General features: G+C 39.9%; 24 protein-coding genes and 2 pseudogenes. 9 read left to right on the forward strand and 17 right to left on the reverse strand.

The annotated features are described in order from the left end of the window. Nucleotides 1-139: 139 nt before the first annotated feature. The 8 genes and pseudogenes from NXZ84_RS07895 to NXZ84_RS07930 all read right to left on the reverse strand — a co-directional run bounded on the left by NXZ84_RS07895 (nt 140) and on the right by NXZ84_RS07930 (nt 6,433). A complete protein-coding gene (locus NXZ84_RS07895) occupies nt 140-574 on the reverse strand; it encodes an SRPBCC family protein (RefSeq protein ID WP_258839721.1) in 435 nt (144 codons plus the stop codon). A gap of 126 nt (nt 575-700) precedes the next feature. After that, nucleotides 701-1,252 carry an alpha/beta fold hydrolase gene (locus tag NXZ84_RS07900; protein ID WP_258839722.1) on the reverse strand — a complete coding sequence of 184 codons (552 nt, stop codon included), beginning with the start codon at nt 1,250-1,252 and terminating at the stop codon, nt 701-703. Between the two features lie 312 nt (nt 1,253-1,564). After that, a complete protein-coding gene (locus NXZ84_RS07905) occupies nt 1,565-1,879 on the reverse strand; it encodes an antibiotic biosynthesis monooxygenase family protein (RefSeq protein ID WP_258839723.1) in 315 nt (104 codons plus the stop codon). Nucleotides 1,880-2,377: 498 nt separating this feature from the next. Continuing rightward, nucleotides 2,378-2,464 (reverse strand): annotated as a pseudogene (locus NXZ84_RS07910) (helix-turn-helix domain-containing protein); the annotation flags it as partial. A gap of 81 nt (nt 2,465-2,545) precedes the next feature. Further along, entirely contained in the window at nt 2,546-4,021 is a 1,476-nt protein-coding gene (locus NXZ84_RS07915) for a recombinase family protein (RefSeq protein ID WP_258839724.1), read from the reverse strand. Nucleotides 4,022-4,139: 118 nt separating this feature from the next. Continuing rightward, nucleotides 4,140-4,355 (reverse strand): hypothetical protein, encoded by a 216-nt coding sequence (locus tag NXZ84_RS07920; protein WP_258839725.1) that lies wholly within the window; start codon nt 4,353-4,355, stop codon nt 4,140-4,142. A 521-nt stretch (nt 4,356-4,876) separates the two neighbouring features. Continuing rightward, a complete protein-coding gene (locus NXZ84_RS07925) occupies nt 4,877-5,542 on the reverse strand; it encodes a VanZ family protein (protein WP_258839726.1) in 666 nt (221 codons plus the stop codon). A 3-nt stretch (nt 5,543-5,545) separates the two neighbouring features. Beyond that, nucleotides 5,546-6,433, reverse strand: a complete 888-nt coding sequence (locus NXZ84_RS07930; protein WP_396654014.1) for a hypothetical protein — start codon at nt 6,431-6,433, stop codon at nt 5,546-5,548. A 58-nt stretch (nt 6,434-6,491) separates the two neighbouring features. On the opposite strand from NXZ84_RS07930, the pseudogene NXZ84_RS15280 reads away from it, so the two are divergent. Further along, nucleotides 6,492-6,904, forward strand: a pseudogene (locus tag NXZ84_RS15280) (IS3 family transposase); the annotation flags it as partial. A 1,243-nt stretch (nt 6,905-8,147) separates the two neighbouring features. Here NXZ84_RS15280 and NXZ84_RS07940 read toward each other — a convergent pair. The 4 genes from NXZ84_RS07940 to NXZ84_RS07955 form a co-directional block, all read right to left on the reverse strand. Continuing rightward, complete coding sequence (locus NXZ84_RS07940; protein WP_258839729.1) at nt 8,148-8,396, reverse strand: hypothetical protein; 249 nt, start codon at nt 8,394-8,396, stop codon at nt 8,148-8,150. Nucleotides 8,397-8,635: 239 nt separating this feature from the next. Continuing rightward, complete coding sequence (locus NXZ84_RS07945) at nt 8,636-8,809, reverse strand: hypothetical protein (protein ID WP_258839730.1); 174 nt, start codon at nt 8,807-8,809, stop codon at nt 8,636-8,638. Between the two features lie 104 nt (nt 8,810-8,913). Beyond that, the gene (locus NXZ84_RS07950) at nt 8,914-9,306 is read right to left on the reverse strand and encodes a DDE-type integrase/transposase/recombinase (protein WP_258839731.1); all 393 of its coding nucleotides are present in this window, start codon (nt 9,304-9,306) and stop codon (nt 8,914-8,916) included. Beyond that, nucleotides 9,276-9,959, reverse strand: a complete 684-nt coding sequence (locus NXZ84_RS07955; RefSeq protein ID WP_258839732.1) for an IS3 family transposase — start codon at nt 9,957-9,959, stop codon at nt 9,276-9,278. The genes NXZ84_RS07950 and NXZ84_RS07955 overlap by 31 nt, the downstream gene beginning before the upstream one ends. Nucleotides 9,960-10,214: 255 nt before the next feature. Between NXZ84_RS07955 and NXZ84_RS07960 the strand changes: the two genes are divergently transcribed. Together NXZ84_RS07960 and NXZ84_RS07965 are read left to right on the forward strand one after the other, a co-directional pair. Beyond that, nucleotides 10,215-10,634, forward strand: a complete 420-nt coding sequence (locus NXZ84_RS07960) for a hypothetical protein (protein ID WP_258839733.1) — start codon at nt 10,215-10,217, stop codon at nt 10,632-10,634. 198 nt (nt 10,635-10,832) lie between these two features. Next, nucleotides 10,833-11,956, forward strand: a protein-coding gene (locus NXZ84_RS07965; RefSeq protein ID WP_258839734.1) for an IS3 family transposase whose coding sequence is annotated in 2 segments (ribosomal slippage) — nt 10,833-11,082 and nt 11,082-11,956 — 1,125 coding nt in all. Because the reading frame shifts where the segments join, the coding sequence is not laid out codon by codon here. 1,595 nt (nt 11,957-13,551) lie between these two features. Here NXZ84_RS07965 and NXZ84_RS07970 read toward each other — a convergent pair. Together NXZ84_RS07970 and NXZ84_RS07975 are read right to left on the reverse strand one after the other, a co-directional pair. Further along, a complete protein-coding gene (locus NXZ84_RS07970; protein WP_309495811.1) occupies nt 13,552-15,147 on the reverse strand; it encodes a DUF3238 domain-containing protein in 1,596 nt (531 codons plus the stop codon). A gap of 327 nt (nt 15,148-15,474) precedes the next feature. Further along, a complete protein-coding gene (locus tag NXZ84_RS07975) occupies nt 15,475-15,852 on the reverse strand; it encodes a hypothetical protein (RefSeq protein WP_258839735.1) in 378 nt (125 codons plus the stop codon). A 377-nt stretch (nt 15,853-16,229) separates the two neighbouring features. On the opposite strand from NXZ84_RS07975, the gene NXZ84_RS07980 reads away from it, so the two are divergent. Then, complete coding sequence (locus tag NXZ84_RS07980) at nt 16,230-16,790, forward strand: hypothetical protein (protein ID WP_258839736.1); 561 nt, start codon at nt 16,230-16,232, stop codon at nt 16,788-16,790. 312 nt (nt 16,791-17,102) lie between these two features. Here the strand turns inward: NXZ84_RS07980 and NXZ84_RS07985 are convergent, their stop codons facing one another. Continuing rightward, entirely contained in the window at nt 17,103-17,270 is a 168-nt protein-coding gene (locus tag NXZ84_RS07985; RefSeq protein ID WP_258839737.1) for a helix-turn-helix domain-containing protein, read from the reverse strand. Nucleotides 17,271-17,585: 315 nt separating this feature from the next. After that, nucleotides 17,586-18,023: a peptidylprolyl isomerase gene (locus tag NXZ84_RS07990; protein ID WP_258839738.1), complete on the reverse strand. Its 438-nt coding sequence runs from the start codon at nt 18,021-18,023 to the stop codon at nt 17,586-17,588. A 726-nt stretch (nt 18,024-18,749) separates the two neighbouring features. On the opposite strand from NXZ84_RS07990, the gene NXZ84_RS07995 reads away from it, so the two are divergent. Then, nucleotides 18,750-19,406 carry a CAP domain-containing protein gene (locus NXZ84_RS07995; protein WP_258839739.1) on the forward strand — a complete coding sequence of 219 codons (657 nt, stop codon included), beginning with the start codon at nt 18,750-18,752 and terminating at the stop codon, nt 19,404-19,406. A gap of 125 nt (nt 19,407-19,531) precedes the next feature. Then, nucleotides 19,532-20,284 carry a hypothetical protein gene (locus NXZ84_RS08000; RefSeq protein ID WP_258839740.1) on the forward strand — a complete coding sequence of 251 codons (753 nt, stop codon included), beginning with the start codon at nt 19,532-19,534 and terminating at the stop codon, nt 20,282-20,284. A 7-nt stretch (nt 20,285-20,291) separates the two neighbouring features. Here NXZ84_RS08000 and NXZ84_RS08005 read toward each other — a convergent pair whose 3' ends face one another. Beyond that, complete coding sequence (locus NXZ84_RS08005) at nt 20,292-21,932, reverse strand: M2 family metallopeptidase (RefSeq protein ID WP_258839741.1); 1,641 nt, start codon at nt 21,930-21,932, stop codon at nt 20,292-20,294. 165 nt (nt 21,933-22,097) lie between these two features. Here NXZ84_RS08005 and NXZ84_RS08010 point away from each other — a divergent pair, with 165 nt between their 5' ends. The 3 genes from NXZ84_RS08010 (at nt 22,098) to NXZ84_RS08020 (ending at nt 25,584) form a co-directional block, all read left to right on the forward strand. Next, the gene (locus tag NXZ84_RS08010; protein WP_258839742.1) at nt 22,098-22,355 is read left to right on the forward strand and encodes a DNA alkylation repair protein; all 258 of its coding nucleotides are present in this window, start codon (nt 22,098-22,100) and stop codon (nt 22,353-22,355) included. A 293-nt stretch (nt 22,356-22,648) separates the two neighbouring features. Further along, nucleotides 22,649-24,646, forward strand: a complete 1,998-nt coding sequence (locus tag NXZ84_RS08015; RefSeq protein ID WP_258839743.1) for a penicillin-binding transpeptidase domain-containing protein — start codon at nt 22,649-22,651, stop codon at nt 24,644-24,646. A gap of 56 nt (nt 24,647-24,702) precedes the next feature. Then, nucleotides 24,703-25,584 carry a DUF1002 domain-containing protein gene (locus NXZ84_RS08020; protein WP_258839744.1) on the forward strand — a complete coding sequence of 294 codons (882 nt, stop codon included), beginning with the start codon at nt 24,703-24,705 and terminating at the stop codon, nt 25,582-25,584. The last annotated feature ends 91 nt before the right edge of the window (nt 25,585-25,675 follow it).

Below are 25,675 nucleotides of genomic sequence, written 5' to 3' on the forward strand. Positions count from 1 at the left end.
TTAAATCTGGGTTATGGAGTACACGTGATTTAACGCCTCATTAAAGTACTATCTACTCTAAATCGAGTCACTCCTCAAAATGGAGTTAGTGGAAATGTGTACACAAAAAAACCTACTAATTAACCACTTAGTTAATATCTCAGTCGCGCAAGTGCTTCATCAGATCGTCAAATGCGCCAGACCAGCCATCATACACATACTTATCACCGGGGTGACCGGCGAATCCGCGTAGGTGGAAAATCATCTCAGTGCAATCACCGTGACCCGTAAGAGTTAAAGTTACAACAGGGGATTTTTCAATGGGATCGTTGGGGTATCCCCAGGTGAAAACGAGCCGTTCGAAAGGTACCACGTCGAGGAACACACCTCCGGTAGGATACTCCTCGCTGGTCTCATTGTTGACCATCGTGTAACAATAGCGACCGCCCTTTTGGACATCGAAAGAGATGGACTCCAGAGGTGTAGAAGGCAACCAGTTACAGAGTTCTTTCTCCTCGGTCCAGGCACACCACACGAGTTCGCGACTGGCGTTCAGGGTGCGAGTAATGGTAAACTCCGGCACAGGTGTCGTCATATTCATCATCCTCCTTCTATTTGTTATAGTCTTAAGGTGGTCTTCCAATACATCGAAGCACTGGTTCCACTCGCGGTGGTGCTTCTCAACCCAAGCTGATGCTAGTCAACCTTACAAACCAACAAGTTACAATTCTTTGATATCATCTATAAGTTCAGGAACTCCATCACTAAATGCATGCTCAGATCCATCGAGCATGCGAATATTTGCCTGTGGAAGTTTTCTCATATAGTGTTCAAGGTGTACAGGCGGCACTATTTCATCGTAACAGCTGTGATAAAGAAAGATCTGCGATATCGGAGGAAGTTTTAAGGCGAAATCTTCCGACAAAGTATACTCCTCAGCCAACCAATCATTATCCTCTCCCCAGTATGGTGCTGCAATCATAAACAAACCGGCCACGGTTTGTGTACATACTTCCTCAGAGAGATATTTCAACAAAACCGAACCACCCAAAGAATGGCCGATAAGAATTACTCCACTGTCCAATGAAGCGAATACTTTATCAAGTTGATCTTTCCAAAGCGTGTACTTAGGGTTTTCTGGATCAGGCATATCGGGGTCTAATAAGATGTATTCATCACTGAACGCCTTTTGTAAATATGCCTTTAGATCGCTACTTCCTTGGTGAAGGTTCTGGGAGCCCGCACTATGAATAAATAATACTTGTTTCCTCATATTATAAACTCCCTTTTCTTCTAGATACGTTTGAAAAGAAGCCACCTTACCTCATGAATAATCTGAAATCATTTCATTAAAGTTCGTATGATTGCTTGATAACTCCTTGATGTAGCCCTTCGATACCAGAGAGTGAATATGAACAGATCCCCACCATCTTTATCTTTCATCATAAGTGTTTCTTGATCTATTAGAGGGAGGTTCATCAAAGATCATAGAACGAGTCTTCCGTTCTTGGACGCTTTAATGAAAAAAGCGCCCTTTTGCGGAGCATAAGAGGCCCCTTTTCTCTATTCAGAAACTAGCGATTTATTAGTTGTCAATGCTTGTCACCAACGTGTAATACCCACCCTCTGCCTCTTCGATTAGATGTTGAATCTTGTTTAGATGTTCTGAGAAATCAGTTTTTTCTAACCAACTTTTATGAAATTCCGCATTCTCAAAAGTAGTTAGCATAATTGCTTTGTTATTATCTACAGAACGATGCCAACGACTACTTATCCAACCAGGAACGTCACTATCCTTAAAATTAAGTAATTCTTCAGCTTGAATATCGACCAATTCATCTAGTTTGCCTGGTTTCGCAGTAAATATATTAATCCATACAATGGATTGATTAGATTTCATTCAAATTACCCCTTTGATCTAACGACGTATAAAACTTGACCAACTCCAAAGTTCCCTGATCCTCCGGCATTGCAACCATTTCCCTAACGTCATTTAGCCCAATTATCCGTTCCATCCACTCCCCTTTCACTTCTGCTTCCCCTATTTAAGAAAAAACCGAAAACAATCGTTTATGAAACTGCCACTAAGCACTTATATCTTCGTTCCTTCCCTATCCTCTCGGTACTTAAACGCATTCCCAAAAATAAAATCCCATTTATAGGAATAGGGATTATTTCAGGCGATACCTTGCAATGCTCGCTTCATTTCAGACAGACGGGAGTAGATTTTCTCACTCGCACATTTTGTAAAGGGTCATTTTCGATATTTCATATTGGCTATCTCGTCTCCCAACCTAAGTCTCTATCATGACCACTATCTCTTCTAATTCCTACTTATATCCCCACTCCTCTCACACAAAAAACCCTACCGAAATAGTAGGGTTTTTCACGGATAAGGTCAGATTTTAAGCTCTTCAAGACGAACAAGTTCAACGACTGCTTGTGACCGTCCTTTTACATTCAGCTTCTGCATCACATTTGTAATGCGTACCTTTTGCAAATCATCATCAGGTACAGGAAGTCTATACAGACTCGTGTCTTCGTAATTCAGGACTATATTTTCTCGTCATTTCTCATCTACAGGTGCCTGAATGGCTAAATGAATATCGATCGTGCGATCGGGATGGATGACGATTCTGTCAATCAAAGTATTCAAAGCCTGAAACAAATCTTGATTTTGATCGCTGAGTGATGCAAATGCTTCTCTCACCGTCTCTACCTTCTTCCCTATGTGCTCCTTCCGCTGTATGAGAAATAAGTGGTCCTCTCCTTCTCTAATCTCATTCTCCAGTTCCTCTCTCTTCTCCTCAAATTCCTGCTTGCTAATCAACTCATCCAAATAAAGATCGACGAGCCCTTCTTTCTTCTTTTTAAGCTGGGTAATACCCTTTTCGTATTGGCACACTTCCTTCTGCCGTTGCTCCTCAAACTGATTAAGATAGTGAAAAGGAGCAATCGTCTCTCCTTCTTTCATTAACTGATCCAAGACGAAGGCACGTAGCTCTTCATATGTAATCGGCTCATGGTTGACACACCCATACTCCCCAGCCCGACGCCGACTACTACATTTCAAGTACTTCCAGCTCTTCTTTGTCCCATCTTTGCGCTTATTCCAGCTTTGCAGGATAACCATATTAAATCCACAGACACTACATTTTAATAATCCTCGGAACTCATTCCATGGAGTAATCTTCGTTTTCCCCTGTGTTGTCTTTTTTTTATTCGCCATATCCCAAACCTCTCTTGAAACAATTGCTGGGTGATGGTCACGAAAATAAATCCACTTTTCTTCTGGATTCTGAATCTGCTTCTTCTTCCCACTCACTTTGATATTGGTGTACTTGTTCATCACAAAATCTCCGCAGTATATCGGGTTACGGATCAAACGCTGTACTGAGGTTACCTGCCACTTACTCTTCATTTTCGGCTTGCAACCTCGGGAATTGAGCTCTAATGTAATCCGTTTAAATCCCCAGCCTTGGTTATACCATTGATAGATTTGACGTACGATATCTGCTTCTTCCTGAAGGGGCACTAATAATCCTTCTTTTTTCTCATATCCATAAGGAGTTTTTCCAATATGCTCCCCCCGCCGCACCTTGGCGGCTAATGCAGCAGATATACCGGCTGAAAGGGTACGACTATATTGTGCGGAAAAGAGCGACCATAGTTCAAAGGCCATGTCATTCTTCCCCGCTTTGTTCGAATCATATCCTTCTTCCACCGAAATAATGCGGACATTGTGTGAGAGGAAAATCTCACGAATCTCTAAGGAATCTTTCAGATCTCGAGCCAAACGGCTGATTGATTTAAATATCACTGTATCTATTTCCTTGTTTTTCGCTTTAGTTAATATAAGTTGGATGGCTGGACGATCTAATAGGAGAGTCCCACTGATGCCTTCGTCCTTATATACTCTCGTCTCATTCCATTCAAAGCCGCTGCGCTCCAGCCAATTACGACAGATATCGATTTGGTTTTCCACCGAGGATATTTGTTCATCCCGATCGGTGGACACACGTACATATACCCCGTAGTTCATCCTGGCACCACCTCTCTATAGCCCGTTGTTAGCACTTTGTTATGTTCAAATGAAATAGCCACCATGTGGTGGCTCTGTACGCTCCATAGTCTGTTTTCTCCTAGCAGCCATTGTGAGGTTATCTTGATCCATCGATATTTCGTCCCTGCCAAGGGATTACCTTTAGTACTTCCTGAGAGGATTTACTCTCTTTTTCTTTCCCAGTTGTTGTGTCAGTCATTTGATGAAAGTATGGAGCAAATGCTTCTTGGAAAGCTTTCTCTCTGTCCTTCTCTCCATAAGTTAATTGACCTAACCTCAGAGCCGTTCGCTCGTCCATTGCCACTCTCTCCATCTCCATCAACTCCAGATCGTATTTCACCTTATTCGTCTGTCAGGTTGTCTTATGAGTGGAAATGAAAAGACACCCAACTATGTGAGATGGATGTCTTAAGAAGAGTAATTCATGTTGCTTAATTGCTACCTACTATTAATGTTCCGTGAGAAGAAGATAAGTGGTCTATAGGTTTTCCGGAGTTTTTCCGGCTAGAGACTGCCTTGAAAAAGAGAACTTTAATGAGCTACATTGCCGTCGACGTTATTCGCGCAGAGAATCGGCAGAATATACCCTGACTAAAACTGTTTACCGTATGTCATGAAAGAGCATGCATGATAATGCACTACAGTAAAAAATAGGTTCCGATATAACTTTAATGATTCCAACAATTACAGCACTGGAGGTCAAGACTGTGCCAACGACCCACACAATAATACTTTGTTTAGTCTGGTTAATTTCTAGTTTTCACTAGCTCGTCAAATAATACCCACCTATTAGTCAAATGGGGATTGAAGTATGCTTTAGTTATCCTGGTTTTTTTATTTCACACGTCTCCGTTTAACCTTATTAGAAACAGGGACTATAATGACTCTGTATATGAAATATCCTAATATCGCTCCGGCGAAATTCAACATTAAATCATCAACATCAAAGCTGCGGGAGTACGGCCATTCACTAAATTTAGCATCTATATAAGAGACAATCAACTGGATTACCTCTATTGATAAAATGATGAAAAATAATATAGGTATAGTTTTTTTACTTTTGTTCAACTTCCCATCGTAAATTAAAGGTAATAGTATCCCTAGAGGAAGCATGAGAAGTAGGTTACCATATATATTTATAAAGGTGATACTTCCGGAAATTGTCTGGAATAAAACAAGATTATATCTAATTGGCTCTTGATCTAATTCAGGGAGTAAGGGCTGTGAAATAAATTGATAAAACGGTATATATAGTAGCACATAAAATAAAACATGATATATATACACATAGTACAAAGATTTGATTAGATAAATCTTTATTGTTGATTCCTTCTTCCTCATAGCATCCCATAAAACATAAATAATAATTGGTGATATATTTAGCAATAACTCTATAATATTTCCCACATCAACTCGATAACTGTAATTATCAAATGCATCACGAGATAGAAAAAAGAAAAATGGGATAACTGAGATGAATAGCAAAATTATACGCTTCATACTTTAATCACCTTTTGATCCTTTAATATGGTCATGTTTGATTTTCCTTAGCCCCTCTTCGACTGACAAGTCACCATCCAATATTAAAGGGAAATATTTTCTACAAAGCTCGTGGAACAATGCGTAGTCGCTTTCTTTTTGGAATGCATACCCATTGTATGGTCCTGTGCTCCCAAAATAAAAAACTTTTTCAATATCAATGCCTGGGTATTTGTGTTCATATGAGTTTAGGGTATCTTTATCATAGTAAGTCACAAAGTTACCCTCGAATGATTTACGATCTGTTTTTATCATATGCTCAGCATAGCTTTTACTCATTGCATATTCAATAACTTTTAAAGCTGTATCCTTTTTGCGCGAGCTGGTAGAAATTGCAATGTTACTCATATTAACATCTATATTTGCTAATTCATCATTTTCTGAGAAAACAGGGATAGGTGAGATAGAAAAATCAAAGTCTTTTATCTTCGTTCCGAGAATTTCCTCACCACCTTTTTTATTATAGATGAAATCTAATTCATGCCCTTGACTTATTCTTAACGGAATCTTACCTTGATAAAAAGCCTCGTATTCCAGTGATTCCTCCTCTTTGATCCCGTACTTCTTATACATTTCAATGAAGAAGGTCCATGAATTAAGTAGTTCTTTGTCTGAGAAAACTTCCCCAGACTCCACAAAAGGTCGCTCTTTAGCAAGAGTTAAGAGTTCAGCATCCATAAATAACCCTTCTTTACCACCTGGCCCCAAAGATATAGCGTATAAGTCTTCTTTAGAATCATTCTGTACAATATAGTGATCTACTTTCTCCGCTAAATTTTCGAAATCTTCCCAGTTAAGGTCTTTCTCTGGCTTTTTTATATGAGCATCCTTTAAAATGTCTTCATTTATCATTAATAACTTTGTAGAGAATGTAGGGCTTACAAAGTATAGAGAACCTTGTCCTACTTTTCGTCCAATATCATGGTATACAGATTGTCGGATGACCAAAGAACTTGTCCTGAAAGCCTTAGATCGCGCTTATGACCAACAAAGACCGAAAGAATCCGTTCTTCATCACTCCGATCGCGGGGGCCAGTACGCTTCTCATGAATACCAAGCCGACTCAAACAATACGCGATGCAAGGGAGCATGAGCCGAAAGGGAAACTGCTACGACAACGCTTGTATTGAGTCCTTCCATAGCATCATCAAACGAGAGCTCGTTTATCTTTCTCGCTTCGAAACCCGAAAACAGGCTCAACAAAGCATCTTTAAATATATCGAATGTTTCTATAACAAGAGGAGGGTTCACTCATCGATTGACTATTGTACACCATGTGAGTATGAACAACTTTTCTACGAATCTCTGTCCCCAGTCGCATAACATTCTAGATTTCTTGTGTCCAATCTATTGACCTAATACCAAATTAACCCCACATCCTTTTGTATATAATACCTACGTATATCCATCCAATTAATTGAACGAGAGTTTAAGATAACATAATCATAAAACTCTCCATTCCTGATAGTTCAAAACATATCTCTTCCACTGTAATTCTTGATATAGTATGAAGCGGGGTTAATAGCAGAACGATGTTAAGAGTGTAGATAAATGACTTGTTCCATATGCAAATAAGTACTAAAGCTAAGGTTGATAAGAAAGAGCAAACAACGGTTAGTCTTAGTCATCATCTTTAACCAGATTGTACATTGCATGGTTTTTCAATAGGAGAATGAATAGTTTTAAAATGAAAAAAGTAAGCATAAGCTACTTTCACTAACTCTTCACCTTTCTTTACTTCTTAAATGTAATATAAATATATATATCCATCCTACTATATGGACAAAAAGGAAAATAACACTGAGTATGACACACCTAATTCCTGCTATATCTAAACATCTCCCCGACCAGGCTTCCCAAAAGGTAAAGGTAATTATAAATAGAAAAAATAATGCATTAGCTATGTACATATACTCTTTTTTCCATAAAAAAGATAGAGTGATGAAAATAAGAAGAACAGCTAATGAAGTAAAGAATACAAACATTGATCCCGATAGTGATCCATCAATTTTATCACCTAAAACTTCAAAAATGAAATCATACATTATATACTCTCCATCTTTCATATGACTCAGAATTCCTAAAAACAATTTTATTGTACCATTCTAAATCCTAAATTCCCATGAAAACACACCCCTGCGATAAAAAAGCATCTCCGTTGAACAGCTCACCTATCAAAATAAGTGCAGAAACCTTTCATAAATAACTATACCACACCTCATGTCCCGCTCTCACCGCTATCCGGTTTCACTTGCATCCATCTTGGAATTGAAGCCCGTTAGCAACTGACCCCTCTCCCTAAAAAAATGAACCTAAGTTAATATAAAGAGTTAAGAACACCGGCCGATCGACCGAAAGCCATCCGGGGTGCGGTGAAGATGATAGGACGGAGGAAGTACCTCCGTAACTATCAAGTTGCACTTTGAGTGTATTTATTTAAGGTATTATTATCAAGGTGTTTCTCTTCATTTGTAATAAATTGTATTACGACTTTGCTACACGACTGCTATACCACCACTTACTACGACAGTAACGCCGACAATTAGACCGAAATCTAAACCGACGCTTACACCAACATTTTTTCCGCTTGAGGCCATCCATTTCGGGATAACAAATACGAAGTCTCTTCACCAGCCGTGAAGAAGAGCATCTCTGGCATATATCCTTGATACTTCACAGTTTCTTGCACCTCTGGTTCCCATTCGACCATTCGCCAAATCTCGCTCAGCCTTTGTGTTCTTTTCGAATCCGGCGCTATCCAGACAATAGGAGCACGGACCCCAGCATCTTCTGGGAAGGGAGCAAAGGTGTACACATAGTTACTTAATTTTTTTCTCAGTCTCTTCTCTCGCTCAGACTTGTCATCATATTCGATCCAGTACGTTGACCTTCCAGCACTAGTTTCGCATCGGGGTGGATGATCGTCCGTAATTCTTGGTACCTTGCCCGATCGGTCTTACCTTCCTTTTTCTATCCCATCTAGTTTCCCTGCAAAACGAAAGGTTTGCGGTCGCTGGGTATTCAATGCGCTTGCCGATGATTGTGAAGACGCATTTACTTCTCTTTCCCGATTCGAAGATTCTCTGCCTGATAACGACTTGTGGTCATCTTTTCAAAGACAGCCGCTGTTTTTTGACCTACGGTACAGGAAATAAGGGTAGCAGCAATTTCAGTGATGGCATCCAAACATTTATGAACCCGAAATAATACAATAAAATCAATTTGCAATCTATTTAATGTCTCTGCTGACTACTTAATCTGTCTTTGCCACCATTCTGAGCGAAGAAAACACTGACCTGGTCAAGCAAAGTTGTAACGGATAGTAGAATATATTAAAGATACCTTGCTTCCATCGGAATTTTCCCATCTAGAGCACTATGAGGTCTTACATGATGGTAGTATAGAAAAATATAATCGGTAATTAGAGAATGTAGCTGTTCATTCTTTAACTTACCAAAAAAGGATTCCATCGGAGCATTATCAAAAGGAGAGCCAGCTTTGCTCATACTTTGTTGAATCCCGTTTTGCTCACAGAATTGAATAAAGGCTTTTGAAGTGAACTGGACTCCTTGATCACTATGTAAAATCAACCCTTCCCTTGGAGAGTGTTGGTTTAGGGCCTCTTGAAGGGTTTTGATCGCTAACTCCGCTGTCATATAAGAAGCCGTTTTCGTTGCTACAATGCTTCGGTCGCTTAAATCCAAGATGGAGCAATTGTAACGCATTCGCCCATTCGATAAAGGAACGTAGGTGAAATCGGTACACCACCGCTGGTTGATCCCTTAGCAGAAAAGTCTCTGTTAAGAATATTAGGAAAGGTCTTATGAGGCTTTCCTTTCAGGTGCGGTGGTTTCCTTTTATATACAATCGAACGGAGACCCAGCTCTTTCATGTATTTATACACCGTTAAACGGCTATACCGATACCCTTCATACGTCAATTGCTGTTGAATCATCCGGTAACCCATCTTGCCTTGATAACGATGATAAATGTCTTTGATTACGCCAAGCACAGCTTCTTTTCGCTTATAGTAGCTCGCTTTTCGTTTTTTTCGGTTGTTGTAGTACGCATGAGGGGATAATTGAAACCGCTTGAGAAGCCATCGAACACCGAACTCGAAGGCATGCTCTTCTATGAATGAGTACATTACTTTTTGGTTTCCTTCGCAAAGAATGCTGCTGCCTTTTTTAAAAAACGGTTCTCCTTTTCTAACTCCTCTTTTTTCCTTTCGGAGGCGAGCAAGTTGATCGTAGACATCTTTGTCTCCTATGATAGATCCGTTATTTGCATTCGATTTTCGGCATTCTTCGCGGTACTGCTTCACCCAATGATTTAAGCTTCCTTGTCCCAAGCGATATTCTTTTATCAAACTGCTCATCGATCGTCCCTCTTCCAAATGTAAACGAATAAGCTTTTCTTTGAACGACGAATCATCATGCTTTCTTCCCATTTTGCAACACCACTTTCTTTCTCTAGTATATCGTTTTTATTCTACGTGGTGTTACAACTTCACTATATCATGTCAATTTCTCCCGAAAGAGAATTGTCATTCGATGTATATGAATACGATCCTTCTGACCCTGATGATTATGTAGGGGAATGTATTGTGAATTTGAAAAGTCGAAGTTGCTATATGTCCAATATTCATGAGTTTACAGATGGACCCTCAGGAAAACCCCAGAAGGCTGAAATATATTTAAAAGGGGATTCAGATGTTACATTTGATGTCCAATTCAAAGAAAATATTAATTGGGATACCATAGGTGAGGCGGAGTCTTCAAATGATCAAATAAGTACATCTAGCCCGCATGTAGCTACAATTGCAAGCCCGACCAACAAGGAATATACAATAAAAATGTATGAGTATGATCCTAGTAATGAGGATGAATATGTAGGGTCTTGTAAGGTAGGAACCACATCAACCCATTGTTATTGGACTAATGTAGATGCCTTCGCAGATGGTGGCAATGGTAAAGCGGAGTTGTACATTCAAAGTGATTACTATTCTGCAGAAGGTGAAAAGATAAGCTTTGAAGGTTCGAAAAAACGTTAATGAAGAAATGGTCTACAGGTGAGTTCTAAGAATTCATCCACTGTTTCCCGGATATTATACTCTATAATAGTTGAAAGGATGTGGGGCAAATTAACCCCGCATCCTTTTATATAAAATATGGATCGGCTACAGTAGATTGGACAGAAAAATTAAGGTCAGGTAGACTGAGTTCAATTACTGAAGAGGGGCGAACCGATCATGACGAAAAGAAAGCGACGTACGTTTACTCACGAATTTAAACAGCAGATGGTGCGACTGCACGAGAATGGAAAGCCGAGAAGAGAAATCATTGAAGAATATGAGATGACAGCATCCGCCTTCGACAAGTGGGTAAGACAAAGCCAGAGTAGCGGTTCGTTTAAAGAAAAGGATAACCGAAGTCCTGAGGAAACGGAGTTAGTCCGACTAAGAAAAGAAAACCAACGTCTCCTGATGGAGAATGATATTTTAAAGCAAGCCGCGCTGATCATGGGACGAAAGTAAATGTGATCCGAAATAATCGGCACAAATACTCGGTATCAGCAATGTGTGACGTCCTACAGATCCCAAGAAGTTCGTACTACTATGAGAAGAAAAGTGAGCCATCACAAGAGGAAGAGCTTGCGGTGATTATCGAAGAGATCTTTCATAAAAGCCGTCAAACCTACGGTACACGGAAAATTAAAGTGGAATTAAGGAAAGCAGGCTGGACGGTATCTAGAAGGCGAATTGGACGAATCATGAAAGAGCAAGGTCTGGTATCCAAGTACACCGTTGCTCAGTTTCGACCGAGTAAAAGCACGTGTAATGAGTCCAATCTAGCCAATCGACTCAATCGTGAGTTTCATCAAGATCAAGAGCTGAAAGTGGTTGTAAGCGACTTAACTTACGTACGTGTTCAGCAAAAGTGGCATTACATCTGTGTTTTTGTCGACCTCTTTAACCGTGAGATCATTGGATATAGTACCGGAGCGAAAAAGGACGCCCTGCTGGTATACCGTGCCCTTTCTTCCATTCAACAAGACCTATCGAAAATCGAACTCTTTCATACTGACCGGGGAAATGAATTTAAGAATAGGCTGATTGACGAAGCTCTTGAAACCTTTGAGATTCAGCGATCCTTGAGTCTAAAAGGGTCCCCTTATGACAATGCCGTAGCCGAGGCCATGTTCAAGGTGATTAAGACAGAGTTTGTTAAATCTGCGCATTTTGAAAGCCTGCAACAACTAGAGTTAGAATTATTCGATTATGTTCACTGGTTTAATCACATTCGAATCCACAGTACTCTCGATTATTTAACACCGGTAGAGTACAAACAGAGACACCTTAAAAAATCTGTCTAGTTTGCTGTTGACAATCCAATACCTACGTATATCCATCCGATTACTTGAGCTAGAATAAAAGATAATACAATCATAAAACAGCCTATCACTGCTAGTTCAAAGCATTTTTCTTCCATAGCCATCCATAATATCATATGGAACATAATTAATAGTAGAACGATATTAGGAATGTAGATAAATTGTTTCTTCCATATATAAATTACAGTAATACAGCCAAGGTTGATAAGAGTTAGAGTAGACAAATCTATGAGAAACATGTTCCCAAAATTATTGTGAAAAAGCCAGTCATACATCTTAGAACTCCTCCCAGCGAAATTTAATTCGTTACTGACTGATTCACAACCCAGCCTGTTTTTTATCCATATTTCAGATATCGATCATCATCTTAGTCTATATAATACAATTCATGGTTATTAAATAGAGTATCAAACCGTTATAAAATGCAATAGTAGGTATAAACTAATGAAATATCGTATTTTGCACTAGCATTTCACGTTTGCTTCTTAAATGTAATATAAATATATATATCCATCCTGCTATATGGACAAAAAGGAAAATAACACTGAGTATGACACACTCGATTCCTTTTCGAAGGGGGGTTGTGCAAAAACATCTATTTTACAATCTATCATTCAATAAACAAAAAAAATATATAATTGGAGGTAATCAAGCCTGGGTTACTGATAATTGGTGAAAACAAGAGGTGATGAAAATGGGAACAACTATTTTCCAAATAATTTTAGCTGCTACTTTTATTTTTACTATCGTGGCTGCATATCTATTATCTAGGGTACTGTACAAAAAGAGTGAGTAAAAAAGTCACCCACGGGCGGCTTTTTTTACTCTAGGATCTCTTGTCGATATCCAATTGGGCTTTTTTTTGCTTTCTCTATAGAAAGAACATACTTAAAATCTTCAAAAATCCACCTCAATGTCGTCGATCCCCCGAATTACGACACTACTGAAGATCGAGGACAGATCGGGTACTTGCACCCTCTCCATCATTTGTATACAATTGAGGCAAGAGTCATATAATAAGAAGTAGCAGGTGCATTAACACCCGCCGTAGATACGGAACAATCGGATGGTCAACCGTCAAAACGACTGACTAATCCCAGTTTAAGATCTCAAAAGTAATCCGCCACTAGGTTTTGGGGACCAGGCGGATTACTTTTTCTTTCCGACGTTGTACGCGTAGTAGCCGACGGTAACAATTAGCATGAAGAGCATAATTGTTTCTCCGACTGTCATAGCGTCACCCCCTTTCGGGGGCTAGTCGCCGCCTCTGGCCCTTATCCGATTGTCCTGACTTGAATTATATCATAATTCCAAATTTAATAGAGTGTATGATAAAAAAGCTGGGTGAGCGGAATTGAAGGAAATAAGTCCATTCACTCTTAAGTAATCCCACCCCTTTTCAAAAGGTATGCATTACATTCTTTAGGGGCGGTTTGCGGAAGATTGTTGTAGAACAAGCTTGTATCTTCTCGCGGGAAGAGTATGGGGTAAAAAGGAATAATCGTAGAATAGTTAGTAACATAAACTATTCTACGATTATCATATAATGTCATCTGATGTCACTTTTTATTGAAGTCTTAGTCGAAAAACACCGCTGAGAACGGACAATCTGTAGAGTTCGTCAGAATGTAAAGTTCTGCTTTGTTATTGGATCCATCGACGTCAATACCTTTCCAATTACAGCTATTTTTAGTGCCAGTTACAGTACATTCGCCAATATGGTCATCCCCGTTATCTGGATCATACTCATATAACTGGAAGGTTATCGTGCTGGATGCATCATAACCCGAAAAGTTCACTTTAACGTTTCCTCCATTGGAACTCACACGATCACTTGTAGTGGTGAATTCCAAGTCTTCGCCAATCTTCTCCCACGAGTCTCCTTTTTGTTGGAATGAGACTGAGAAGGGTCCATCTGTAGAGTATGTTAGAAGATACAATTCTGCAAGTTCATTAGGTCCATCTGTATTGCTATCATTTATTTCCCATACACACTCGTAGGGGTCATTTGAAACTGTACATCGACCAACATAATCGTCACTATTATCTGGATCATATTCGTACAAGTAGAATGTCGTTTTCTTACCAGAAAGATTACCAGAGATACTGGCTTTAAGCTGTCCCTCAGCTACACTAATTCGGTCACTTTCATCAGTGAACTCTGAGCTAGAGCCAACTTTACTCCATCCATCCTCATAAAAGACCGCCGCAAAAACATTTGTACCAGCTTCTGTTTTCAAATAAAGTTCTGCCTTTTCATTTGGTCCATCTGTCGCATCATCTATTCCTTCCCATATGCAATCATACGCATTAGTCGTTACAGTACATTCTCCTACATAATCATCATCGTTATCTGGATCATATTCGTATAGCTTGAACGTTTTATTGGTATCATTTGCTGATAATCCCCAAATTTGCGCCTTAAAATCGCCACCTGAATAACTAACTTGATCACTTATGTGTGTAAACTTCAGATCTTCACCAATCCTTTCCCATTCTCCATCATCACTAATAGATTGAGTATTCTCTACCAATTCATTATTAATTACACTGATCTTCCATTCGCAATTAGGAAATGGTGGGAATAAATATTTGAAATCTTGGTGTTCATGCTGATGGATAGGAAATCCCCAATCCGAACTATATTGCATCATATACATTTCATGGGAAGGGGCTTGGTCGTGAGTACCTGAAAATTCAAAATCTCCATTCTTATAAACTTTAGCGTCATACTCCGCGTCTATGGCTGGTGCAATCGGTTTATCAAATGCCTTCAATATTGGGATATTGGACGCTAAGTCCATACTATATGAGATCCAATCTGTGTGAAACTCCTCATTTTCAATTTTCATATCGGATGTTGGCGCTTTATCTGTAGCAACTTCCTCACCATCTAGATAACCGATCGTTACCCCTGTCTGGGGGTCATGATGCAGACCATTAGGCTCACCACTTCTATAATCCCATGTTACATAGACGTCTGATCTTGTTCGAAAATCATCCGACCACATGTCAAACTCCCTGTTATCGCCATGAAAACTATCAAATTCGCAAACACCCAACCAATCACACCAAGGATTAGGAGCGGTCTCTAACGGAATAAATGTAGTATATCTTATTAGCCATCCCTCTCCACTTATATCTGGGGGGGTTAGTTCAGGAGATTTTTCTATGACATTTTTTCACTACTGTTTGTTTGTGTACCTTCCTCAGATGAATTGAGAATAATTGTTTCTAATTCTTTCTTTTCATATGAAAGCTCCTGCTCCATTTCAGCAGATACTTCAATTCCACTTTCTTCAAGTTCATTCTTTTTAATGCTAACAATTTCAGAAGATAGCCTCTTTTTTGCGTGGATGCTGTACTTTGTTTGTTTATCACTCTTATTATTTTCTATATCATTATCACATAAATATTCCCTTCAACCTCCCCGATTAATTCCTCATTTTTATATATATCGTAATTATTATCATCATCAGGTAGATCAAACCATTCAAGGATTATTTTATCCTCTGTGATAATAGAGTTGATTCGACTCTCTTGCATTGAATACTGTATTTCCTCTGATGCAATACCTTCCCTTTCTCCCTTCTCGTTGTTATCACTTTCCTTTCTTTCGGAAATCTGCTCCTTCGACTTTTTTGTTGAAGTATTGATATTTGATATTCTATGACATTTCCTTCAATATCATACACAATTAATTGATATTTATAAGATTGCCCTGCCTCCAAATCTCCTATTTCATACTTGTTCGCAACACCAGTATATATAATGTTTTTATCATGATTTTTTTCAATTAATTTATGTACATAAATTTCTCCAATATCGCTCCAGGTCACACTAATGGAACTAGTATCTGATTCTATTCCTATGTCCATTTCATCTTTGCTACTTCATCTTTGCTTGAAGTTTCTCCTTCCGCGAAGCTATAACTTAAGTTAGCTGGAAGGACAAAGACCAGTACAAGAGACATAAAAAAAAGTTTTAGAGAACGTTTTTTCATGCTAGAACATCTACCTTTCTTTTTCTTAATAAAAATCATGAATCACTGAAAACCGATACTAACACACTAATTTTCCTGTGTTGAAAATGATTTTCAAATATACTGATATAGTATATAATTATTGGATAAACCGTAAACATTATCTAGTTATTTATTTTCAATTTAACTTTTTAATTCAATATTTTACTTATTATAGAATATATTAAAGCCTTATCAATGTCATCAGTATGATAATAAATAGGGGGATAAAAAATGAGTGTTATTAAAAGAAAATTCATTGCAGGATCTTTATCTTTCATTTTTTTCACTTTGTGCATTTCGTTGATTAACGATTTCTATTTTTTTAATTCATATGAAGATTTTCTCTTTTATGTTTGTGTTTTCACTCCGATCTTTTTAATTTACGGAGTAGGAGCTTCTTATTTAACTGAACGAATATCTCAAGGTGATCAGTGGAAATCTTTCTTGTTACATATCTTCGGGTCAATGTTTATTTTCTATCTAGCATTCATTTTAGTAGAAGCCATTGCCCTAGAGCAGCTTGATCTTTTTTTAATTTTAATCGGGAGTATCATGATCTATGGGATTGCGGTAACAGTAATAACAAAAAAAAGACTTATTGCAAAAAAAAGAGTATGGATTTTCTTTTGGTTCATCCCCTTTTTAGTGATTCTTATCCCCAGTTTAGTATTCATGCTTATAGATCCCACTGAGTATTCCCCAATTATATTTTTAGTTCTTTATAACATTACAGGGGCTTTGTTTTTTTGGCTAACAGATTGTCTTCTTATTAAGATATTCAACAGGAGTTAAGTGGCATTAAGAGCCACGTTAAACTGCGATGAACTAAAATATACCTAACAGGCCAGGCAATTATAACACCGTGCCTGGCCCGACATTGTACGCGTAGTAGCCGACGGTAACAATTAGCATGAAAAGCATAATTGTTTCTCCGACTGTCATAGCGTCACCCCCTTTCGGGGGCCAGTCGCCGCCTCAGACCCATATCCGATTGTTCTGACTTGAATTATATCATAATTCCAAATTTAATTTGAGTATGTGATAAACGAGTTGGGGGAGCGGAAATGAAGTAATACAAATCCGCTCCCCCTGAATTAACTCCACCTATTTGCAAAAGGTACGCATCACATTTGAAATATGATTGCGAACGGTTTTTTCGCTGATGAATAAATCCTGAGCAATTTCTTTGGTGGTCTTATCCTGTACTAGTAATTCAAATACTTCCCTCTCCCTATTCGTCAACAAGGGCTTCCCATTCTGTTTGTGAGTCAAATGTCTACCCCTCCTTGCTCGAGCTCTTAGTGCACAAGGGTCAGGGACTCAGTCAGATTATTGTATGAACGGGCTTTTTTATCGGTGAGCTTTAGAGGGGAAAATAGGCGATCGATGATGTTCAGGTGCATGAGTGACTCGTGACTCGGGTTATCTTATGATGAAGTAAAAGAAGGTGTGACTTGTACAATAACAGCCCTAAATCAGCAAGGTCTATTTCCAAACAAAAACCTTATTTCGATTTAACGGTCGAAATAAGGTTTTTCAATTCATTCCTTCAGATTAATAGGAGTGAGTAGGGGTTGTTTCCCATCTCTACTCGCTATCTACACGTACCTCTTTCATCACATCACCATTCTTCATTGCACGAACTGCTTCTAAACCAGATGTTACTTTGCCAAAAACAGTGTGTACACCATCGAGATGAGGTTGAGGTTCATGTACGATAAAGAATTGGCTAGAGCCCGTATCTTTACCCGCATGAGCCATAGAGAAAGTTCCTGCTTCATGTTTATGTGGGTTGCCCGCTGTTTCACACTTGATCGTCGTCCCGCTTCCTCCGGCTCCCGTTCCAGTGGGATCCCCACCTTGGCTAACAAAACCAGGAATCACACGGTGGAAAGTAACACCGTTATAGAAGCCTTCATTTGCTAGTTTCTCAAAGTTAGCAACTGTGTTAGGGGCTTCGTTGGGATAAAGCTCAAAATGAATGGTTTCTCCGTTTTCCATTACGATCTGTCCTTTTTTAGACATCTTCATTCAGCTCCTTTAGGTATGTATCACGCTTTCCATCGTCCTTAGTCCCTTAGGAAAGCACCATGTCCAATTTACCACAATCCCTTTCTCCATACCAGTCTATGATATTGGTCGCAAAAAGCCTTCATATAACAAAACTCACTTCATTAATAATTGTTGTAAGTCTCTCCATCATTTTTATTCCTATATATTACTCCCCTTTTCCTATTACTTTTGTAGGGAGGGGTTACGATGGGTATCAGGGGAAAATGATCGTTTAGCCAAGCCACATGTAACGATTGATTGCAAAAAACCCAGCGGGCCGTGTCCATTGGAAGGCTCCTTACTCCCCACTCATGCGGACTTAATTGAATTCTTGGAAACGGCAAAGTAGGAAAAGCAAAGACCACATCACCATAATGAAGGCATTCGTCTAGGCACGTTCTTATCGGATATGATGGTGAGGATTTCAGTAAGTGTACAGGTTCAAAGCCTACTTTCTTCATCAGATGTCGTGCGTCCTTTCGTTGCAGACGAGTCCGTTGCCAACACTCATCAGTAGATTGGAAGACGGGATATTGTCGTTTGAGATGGATAAAAGGAATTCCATGAAAATACACTTCTCTACCTCCCTGCACTTCATCTTATAGAAAGCTGTATCATCACTTCAGGAATATAGCGAATTGTTACCTCATTTGATATAATTGTAGAAGAATGTTCATCCTATTCAATGGAGGAATCTTAATGAAATTAATCCGCATAGGGGTTGTGATTACCCTGTTTGCATCTCTTTTCTTCCCCTTATCCGATAGTTTAGCAAGTGAAGAAATTCAGCCTATGACACTAGACGAGCACGCCTCCAGTTATTTGTTTGGCGTACAGCTCGCCTTCGTCCAAGATGAGCACGAACGCTTAGTAAAAGCGAAAAAAGAAAAAGAATCTGCCCAAGCAGAGACTACTACACCTCCCGCAAATGAAAATAACGATGATTCCTCCAAGAAAAAACAGGAGGGCATCCTTCCTATAGAACAGGAAGTGATCCAACTTGTTAATAAAGAACGTACCCAACGTGGGCTTCAACCGTTACAAGGTGACTCCAAGTTAAGTAAAGTTGCACGTACAAAATCTGCTGACATGCGGGACAAAGAATATTTTTCCCATGATTCCCCCACCTATGGCTCTCCATTCGATATGATGACCCAATTTGGGGTTTCCTATAGCAAAGCAGCAGAAAATATTGCCGCTGGTCAACAAAGTGCACAAAGTGTTATGAAAAGCTGGATGAATAGTGACGGCCACCGTAAAAATATTCTGGATCCTAACTTAACAACGATTGGAGTAGGGTATGTAGAAGGTGGCAGCTGGGGAACGATGTGGACTCAAATGTTTATTACTCGTTAAATTATATTTAACACCTGCCTTCTACTAAGAATAGTAGAAGGCTCTTTTTATTGGATACGAATGGGTCAAGCTGACATAGACATAGGATGGGGTATATCAATTGCTCAGGGAAGGAGGACGCCACAGTGACTCGTATCCACAAAGGCTCTTCTCCCCCACTCAGATTAACTGCACTCTCTTTTGCTCGTACATGGCCTACCTTAGATGAGGTGAGCCTAGCCTATATGGAATTAGAACAAGATTCTTACTTCTCTCTTTTTTCCTCAGCTGATATTACAACATATATCGATCGATCACTTCACTACGGAAAACAAGCCGCTCAGAAAATCGCTCTTCCCACTTCATCAGGGTTAGATGAACTGCTAAATGTCGTGCTCCGATCAGGGGCAGCAGTTCGTTTCGATGATGGAACTTCCTCTCAGTCACATTGGGTTCGAGCACAGTATAAACCGAAGGAGAAGCAGATTGTCATATACCGCTCTTCATTAGAACAGTTGCGACAATTTTTTGCGCGAGCACATTTTAATGTTTCTCCCGATGACCTGATCGCTCTTCACTTATATCATGAATGGTTCCATCACCTCGAAGTAACTCGATTAGGACGTACCGATCGCTCTTTACCCAAAATAATCGTACACAAGTGGGGACCCTTCAAGCAGCGCGCCTATGTTGAACGAACGAGAGAAATTGCCGCTCATGCCTTTACTCAGCACGCTTTGGGAATTTCTTGGTATCCCTCACTATTAGATCATCTTCTTCATTATGAAGAAAAGGGATGGAGTAATGGTCGTATTCGAGAACATTTTCAGCAAATTCGCACACAAATAGAGGCTCATTATGCTTTGATCGTGCCGAAAATAGAGGAGGAGCCATCCTAATCACCTGCTAAACATTAGCAGATGATTTATTTGTGGAGTCAGCTGACTCCTCTTCTTTTGACACGCAGAATTGTTGGTAAAAATATATTGGATTTAACTTTTCACCGGTCGCCCTTTGTAACAAGTCCTGCCAGGGTAATGCTGCACCCATTGAAAAGATCTCCTTATTAAAGAACTCTCCCGCTCTTTGATTTAAGATAAGTGGATGTCCCTCGGTATGATGCTCCAAATAAGACCACCATTGCGATACAATTAACTCTCCTAACAAGTAATTATGGTAATATGCGGGGGCGATACTAAAATGAATTTTAGCTGCCCAATCGGGAGCATCACGCCCTTCAGGCTTCGGTACATACTGAAACCTCTCTACATATTCCCACCATAAGGAGTTTAAATCTTGTTCTGGATCAGCATAAAGGTCACGCTCAAAGTGTGTCATTACTAAGCACCAACGTGCAAGAATAAGCATGGCATGTGCTTGTTGTTTTTTTAACATTTCCTTGTACTCATCCATCTCCTCATTGGAAACCTTCAATACATGTAATAACCAAGCAGGATCTGAAGCGAGTCGGCCCATTGTCATCGCCATCGCTTCCGTCATACATATATGAGCGTGAGTCCTTAATAAATAGGGCAAGCCGTCATCTCGATAGGTATCATATACTGCATGCCCCAATTCGTGCAATAAGGTGTGCATCCAGTACTGATTTGAGCGTAGATTACACAAAATGCGTACATCTCGTTCACGATCAATATCAAAAGAATAGGCATGTTGGCTCTTGCCTTCTCGCTCATACAAATCACTTTTAGATAAGATCTGTGTAACATCCCAGCCCATTTCTAAAAACGTCTTTTCCGCTAATGCAACCAGATTCTCTTCTGCAAACAGCGAATTGACATCTACTGCTGCGCTCGTGGGCACCTCCTGAAAGAAGAAATCGTCATAATGCCATGAACGCACCCCTTCAGGACGCAGATGAGGATACTCCTTCGCAATTCGCTTATCCATCTCTTTCTTCATCTTCAGATAAGGCTCATCAGTAAAATCCTTCACCTCTTGCAGTACTGCAAATAACTGATCTTCTTCCATCTCTCCAACTGCCAGTGATAGCTGATAATAATCCCGATATCCTTTTGCCTGCGCAATCCGATTACGCACCTTCACCAACTTTAATAGTTTCTTTTCTACTTCTACTCCGATCTGCTTGCTCGCACGCCACAGCTCTTTACGTTTCTTATTCGTCTTTTCCAGCTTTAGCGCTTCTTTAAGATCATTATCTGTATATGATTTTCCTCCCACCTGTGCACGGAAGTGAGCAAATATCTCTTTGATTTCCATCTCCAACGCTACCCATTCGGTCCGATCTTCTTCATTCATTTGATAACGCAAAAACCTCAGCTCTAATAATTGAAACTGCCGCTTAAGTAAGTGATCTTCTATCTTCTCCCACTCAATGGCACAAAACTGCTCATAACGCTTAGGATCAGCAAATAACTGAATCAATGCTTCACGCTTACGTGCAACTTTCTCCCCATATTTCTTTTTACCGCTGGTAATTGCTTCCCAATTCGCTTCCGCAAGTTCTCGCTCCAAAGTAGCCACTTTAGGAATCACTTCATCTATAAACAATTGTGCCTGTTCATCCATCTCATCCTCTCCTTTGCACCCTATAAAAGTTTTTCGGTTATCCCTTACACCTTTCGCCTTATCTGTTCTCACTCCTGCTCCTTCATCAAACCACTCTCGACACATGATCTACTTAAGAAAGGATACACTATCATCTAACAACATAAACAAGGAGTTGAGTAGTTGATGGCAACACCCTACCTATGCCCCACTTGTGGAACCAACCGTACTCGCTTTAATCTTATCGAACAAGTAGCCCAGTCGGTTAAAAAAGATCCTCAAACCGGGGATATCACAGAAACGATCATAGCTCCAGATCCACTTCATATCTTTTATCAAGGGGCTTCTTATCTTGTCCAATGTGGAGTATGTGGACAAGTGGAAACAGAGGAACGATTCATTAAATCAGCCCAAGCCCAACCCATGCCTTTTCTCTACTCCTAGCTCCACATAGCTCTCCAGTATTACACCATGTGCCATTGTTGCCGGATGAACGACTACAAATTCCTCGTCCGGCACAAGGGATTGCTATAAATATCTTAATCTTCTTTCAAAAATCTCATTACGTCTCCAATATTTTTAACAGGTGCGATACTGACCAACAATATTAATCTACTAAAACTACATCATTACATTTTAAGTACTCGTAGAATGAACCTTCTCATCGACAAAAGAACGTTTACTAGTGTAAGATAAAGGTTGTTCCGACATAATCTATTTAGAGAAGGATGGGAGAAATGAAAGTTTATCTCCGCTGGGTGATCCCACTTATACTTGTGTGTACGTTTTTATTTTTACCCGCTTGTGAATCAAAACCTACAGCGGAAGAAGTACTTACCACTTACTTCACACACTGGAATAAGCAAAACTACGAAGAAATGTATGGTCTCATTAGCCCCGAATCAAAACAACATATAAAAAAGAAAGACTTTATTCAAAAACACAAAATGATAGTGGATAAAGTGAAACTAACCTCCGTTGCACTTACATTAAAAACAGAGGAAGATGATAAACAGTACGAGCCGACTGAGGGCATCCCTTACGAGTGGAACATATCATCCACCACATATAAAGAGCTATCCTTCTCAGGTAAGGTCACTTTTACGGAAAGCGAAGAAGGATGGCGCATCCAATGGAAACACTCCCTCCTCTTCCCTGATCTAACCGCTGATGATTCCGTTGAAGAAGTCCGCGGTGTATGGGGAGAACGTGGACAAATACGAACGAGTGCTGGCGAGATCTTGGCTGATAATAAAAAAATTACCCAAATCGGAGTAATTCCCCAACAAATTGAAAAAGAAGATGACCTGCTTAAACAGCTTGCCACCCAATTCTCTCTTAAAAAAGAGGACATTAAAGAGAAGCTGGAAGCTAAGTGGGTAAAACCTTATCATTTCATTCCAATCGCACAGGTGGATGCTGAAGATAGTAAAACGATCGAAAATGCCATCGCTATTTCAGGGGTAAGCGCACGAGAGAGTAGCAAGCGTCATTACCCTTATGCCGAAGTTACTGCTCACTTTACAGGCTATATGGACACAATTACCGATGAACAGCTAAAAACTTGGAAAGAAAAAGGATACCGTGAAGGCGACTGGGTCGGACATTCTGGCTTGGAAGAATCTACTGACGCCCGTCTGCGTGGTGTGGCTTCCACACGACTTTTAATATTAGATCATGAAGGAAGAAGTAAGAAGGAGCTGGCTGCCACCACACCTAAAGATGGAGAAGATGTTGTCGTCACACTCGATTTAAAGTTACAAAAAGAGCTTTACAACATGATTAAAGGAGACGCAGCTTCTGCTGTCGCCTTCCATCCTAAGACGGGTGCTTTACTTGCTGCCGTCAGTTACCCTTCGTTTGATCCGAACGTAGAAATACGTAATTGGAACCAACGTCGTCGCTTTGCCGCGGCAGCCGTACCTGGCTCTACTATGAAACCCTTAACCGCCGCCATCGGTTTAGAGACGGAAGCGATAAAGCCAGATACCACGTTTAATACAAATGCAGGTAAGTGGCAAAAAGACTCATCTTGGGGCGGATATTTCATTCGGCGTGTATCCAATCCTGGCGGTGGTGTCGACTTAAACGAAGGTATGGCTTGGTCTGATAATATCTACTTTGCACGCACAGGCGTCAAAGTAGGAGCAGAAGAAATGGAGAAATATCTACGACTGTTTGGCTTTGGACAAAAAATCCCTTCTGATCTTTTTGTTGATCAATCACAGTTCTCCAATAGTGGACAACTAGATAATGAAATCTTATTAGCTGACACCTCTTATGGACAAGGACAATTGCTCATAAGCCCCTATCATCTTGCGCTTACTTATACACCCTTCGTAAACGAAGGAAATCTGCTCAAACCACAAGTATTAATAGAAGGAGAGAATGAACAAATTGAGCCGCAAGCTTGGCAGGAACAACTAATCTCAAAAGAGAATGCAGCTTCAGTCTACTCCGCTTTAAAAGAAGTCGTTACCAAACCTTCTGGAACTGCACACGATTTAAATATATCAGGAGCCACCATCGCTGCTAAAACAGGCACCGCTGAATTAAAAGCTAGTCGCGACGACAAAAATTCGATAGAATATGGGTGGTTAACCGTAATTGCAGGTAAGAAGGATAAGGAGCCGGATCTCCTCATTACAACCATGTTTGAAGGCGTGCAAAATCGCGGTGGAAGTCACTATAATTCATCCAAATTGAGACCACTATTACAAAAACGGTACCAATAATATGAAATAAGCGATCTTCACTTCCATCCGCCTACTCTAAGGGAGGCTAACATCTTATGAAGAAGAAATGGATTTCAGCTTTACTCACCCTAGCTATGGTCTTCACTTTTGTTCCCACAATTGTACATGCTGATGCAGTTGTAGGTGAAACCGTTGTAACCTTGGGACAAAACTTAACGCAAGAGCAAAGAAGTGCCATGCTCCAAGAGATGGGTGTGAATGAAAAAGATGTCCAAGTGATTGAGGTTACCAATGCTGAAGAACATCAATATTTAGGTGACTACATGAGCAAGGCTACAATCGGAACAAGAGCGCTCTCCTCCGCCAAAATTACATTAGCTGAAACAGGTACAGGAATTACGGTAGAAACAAAAAACATCAGCACCATCACTGAAATGATGTATTCGAACGCTCTGATTACTGCTGGTGTAAAAGATGCTGATGTTTATGTTACAGCCCCGTTCCCCGTATCGGGAACCGCAGGACTTACCGGTGTCATTAAAGCATTTGAATCCGCAACAGATAAAAAGATTAGTGAAGAACAGAAACAAGTGGCGAATGAAGAGATGGTTCGCACCTCAGAAATTGGGGAACAAATCGGAGATACTGAAAAAGCAGCTGAACTCATCATGCGCGTCAAAGAGGAGATTGCTGAACAACAACCCCAATCTCCCGAAGAAATTAAGCAGATTATCATTAATGTCGCAGGTGACTTGAATATCAATCTGACAGAACAAAATATTAATGACCTTACAAACTTAATGGATAAGTTCTCCCAACTTGATATTGACTGGGATCAGCTCTCCTCCCAGTTGGATCAATTTAAAGAGAAATGGGGCGATGCGCTCCAGTCCGCTGAAGAAGCTAAAGGGTTCTTTGATAAATTAATCAACTGGCTCTCTAACCTCTTGGATTCCTTGACGAGTATATTTTCATAACACTAAGCGCCCTTTACTAAAGGGCGCTTTCGTTTTCACAGAAAAAAGAGCGCGGCCGTAATGGCCGCGCTCTTTTTATATAATCAACAAT

Source organism: Mechercharimyces sp. CAU 1602 (assembly GCF_024753565.1).
In the GTDB taxonomy this organism is placed as follows: Bacteria; Bacillota; Bacilli; order Thermoactinomycetales; family JANTPT01; genus Mechercharimyces.

Bases quoted from the DNA above. Each gene is read 5' to 3' on its own strand.
- NXZ84_RS07895 (WP_258839721.1), bottom strand. From the start codon at position 574: ATGACGACACCTGTGCCGGAGTTTACCATTACTCGCACCCTGAACGCC.
- NXZ84_RS07900 (WP_258839722.1), bottom strand. From the start codon at position 1,252: ATGAGGAAACAAGTATTATTTATTCATAGTGCGGGCTCCCAGAACCTT.
- NXZ84_RS07905 (WP_258839723.1), bottom strand. From the start codon at position 1,879: ATGAAATCTAATCAATCCATTGTATGGATTAATATATTTACTGCGAAA.
- NXZ84_RS07915 (WP_258839724.1), bottom strand. From the start codon at position 4,021: ATGAACTACGGGGTATATGTACGTGTGTCCACCGATCGGGATGAACAA.
- NXZ84_RS07920 (WP_258839725.1), bottom strand. From the start codon at position 4,355: ATGGAGAGAGTGGCAATGGACGAGCGAACGGCTCTGAGGTTAGGTCAA.
- NXZ84_RS07925 (WP_258839726.1), bottom strand. From the start codon at position 5,542: ATGAAGCGTATAATTTTGCTATTCATCTCAGTTATCCCATTTTTCTTT.
- NXZ84_RS07930 (WP_396654014.1), bottom strand. From the start codon at position 6,433: ATGATAAATGAAGACATTTTAAAGGATGCTCATATAAAAAAGCCAGAG.
- NXZ84_RS07950 (WP_258839731.1), bottom strand. From the start codon at position 9,306: ATGCGTTACAATTGCTCCATCTTGGATTTAAGCGACCGAAGCATTGTA.
- NXZ84_RS07955 (WP_258839732.1), bottom strand. From the start codon at position 9,959: ATGAGCAGTTTGATAAAAGAATATCGCTTGGGACAAGGAAGCTTAAAT.
- NXZ84_RS07960 (WP_258839733.1), top strand. From the start codon at position 10,215: ATGTCCAATATTCATGAGTTTACAGATGGACCCTCAGGAAAACCCCAG.
- NXZ84_RS07975 (WP_258839735.1), bottom strand. From the start codon at position 15,852: ATGGACATAGGAATAGAATCAGATACTAGTTCCATTAGTGTGACCTGG.
- NXZ84_RS07980 (WP_258839736.1), top strand. From the start codon at position 16,230: ATGAGTGTTATTAAAAGAAAATTCATTGCAGGATCTTTATCTTTCATT.
- NXZ84_RS07990 (WP_258839738.1), bottom strand. From the start codon at position 18,023: ATGTCTAAAAAAGGACAGATCGTAATGGAAAACGGAGAAACCATTCAT.
- NXZ84_RS07995 (WP_258839739.1), top strand. From the start codon at position 18,750: ATGAAATTAATCCGCATAGGGGTTGTGATTACCCTGTTTGCATCTCTT.
- NXZ84_RS08005 (WP_258839741.1), bottom strand. From the start codon at position 21,932: ATGGATGAACAGGCACAATTGTTTATAGATGAAGTGATTCCTAAAGTG.
- NXZ84_RS08010 (WP_258839742.1), top strand. From the start codon at position 22,098: ATGGCAACACCCTACCTATGCCCCACTTGTGGAACCAACCGTACTCGC.
- NXZ84_RS08015 (WP_258839743.1), top strand. From the start codon at position 22,649: ATGAAAGTTTATCTCCGCTGGGTGATCCCACTTATACTTGTGTGTACG.
- NXZ84_RS08020 (WP_258839744.1), top strand. From the start codon at position 24,703: ATGAAGAAGAAATGGATTTCAGCTTTACTCACCCTAGCTATGGTCTTC.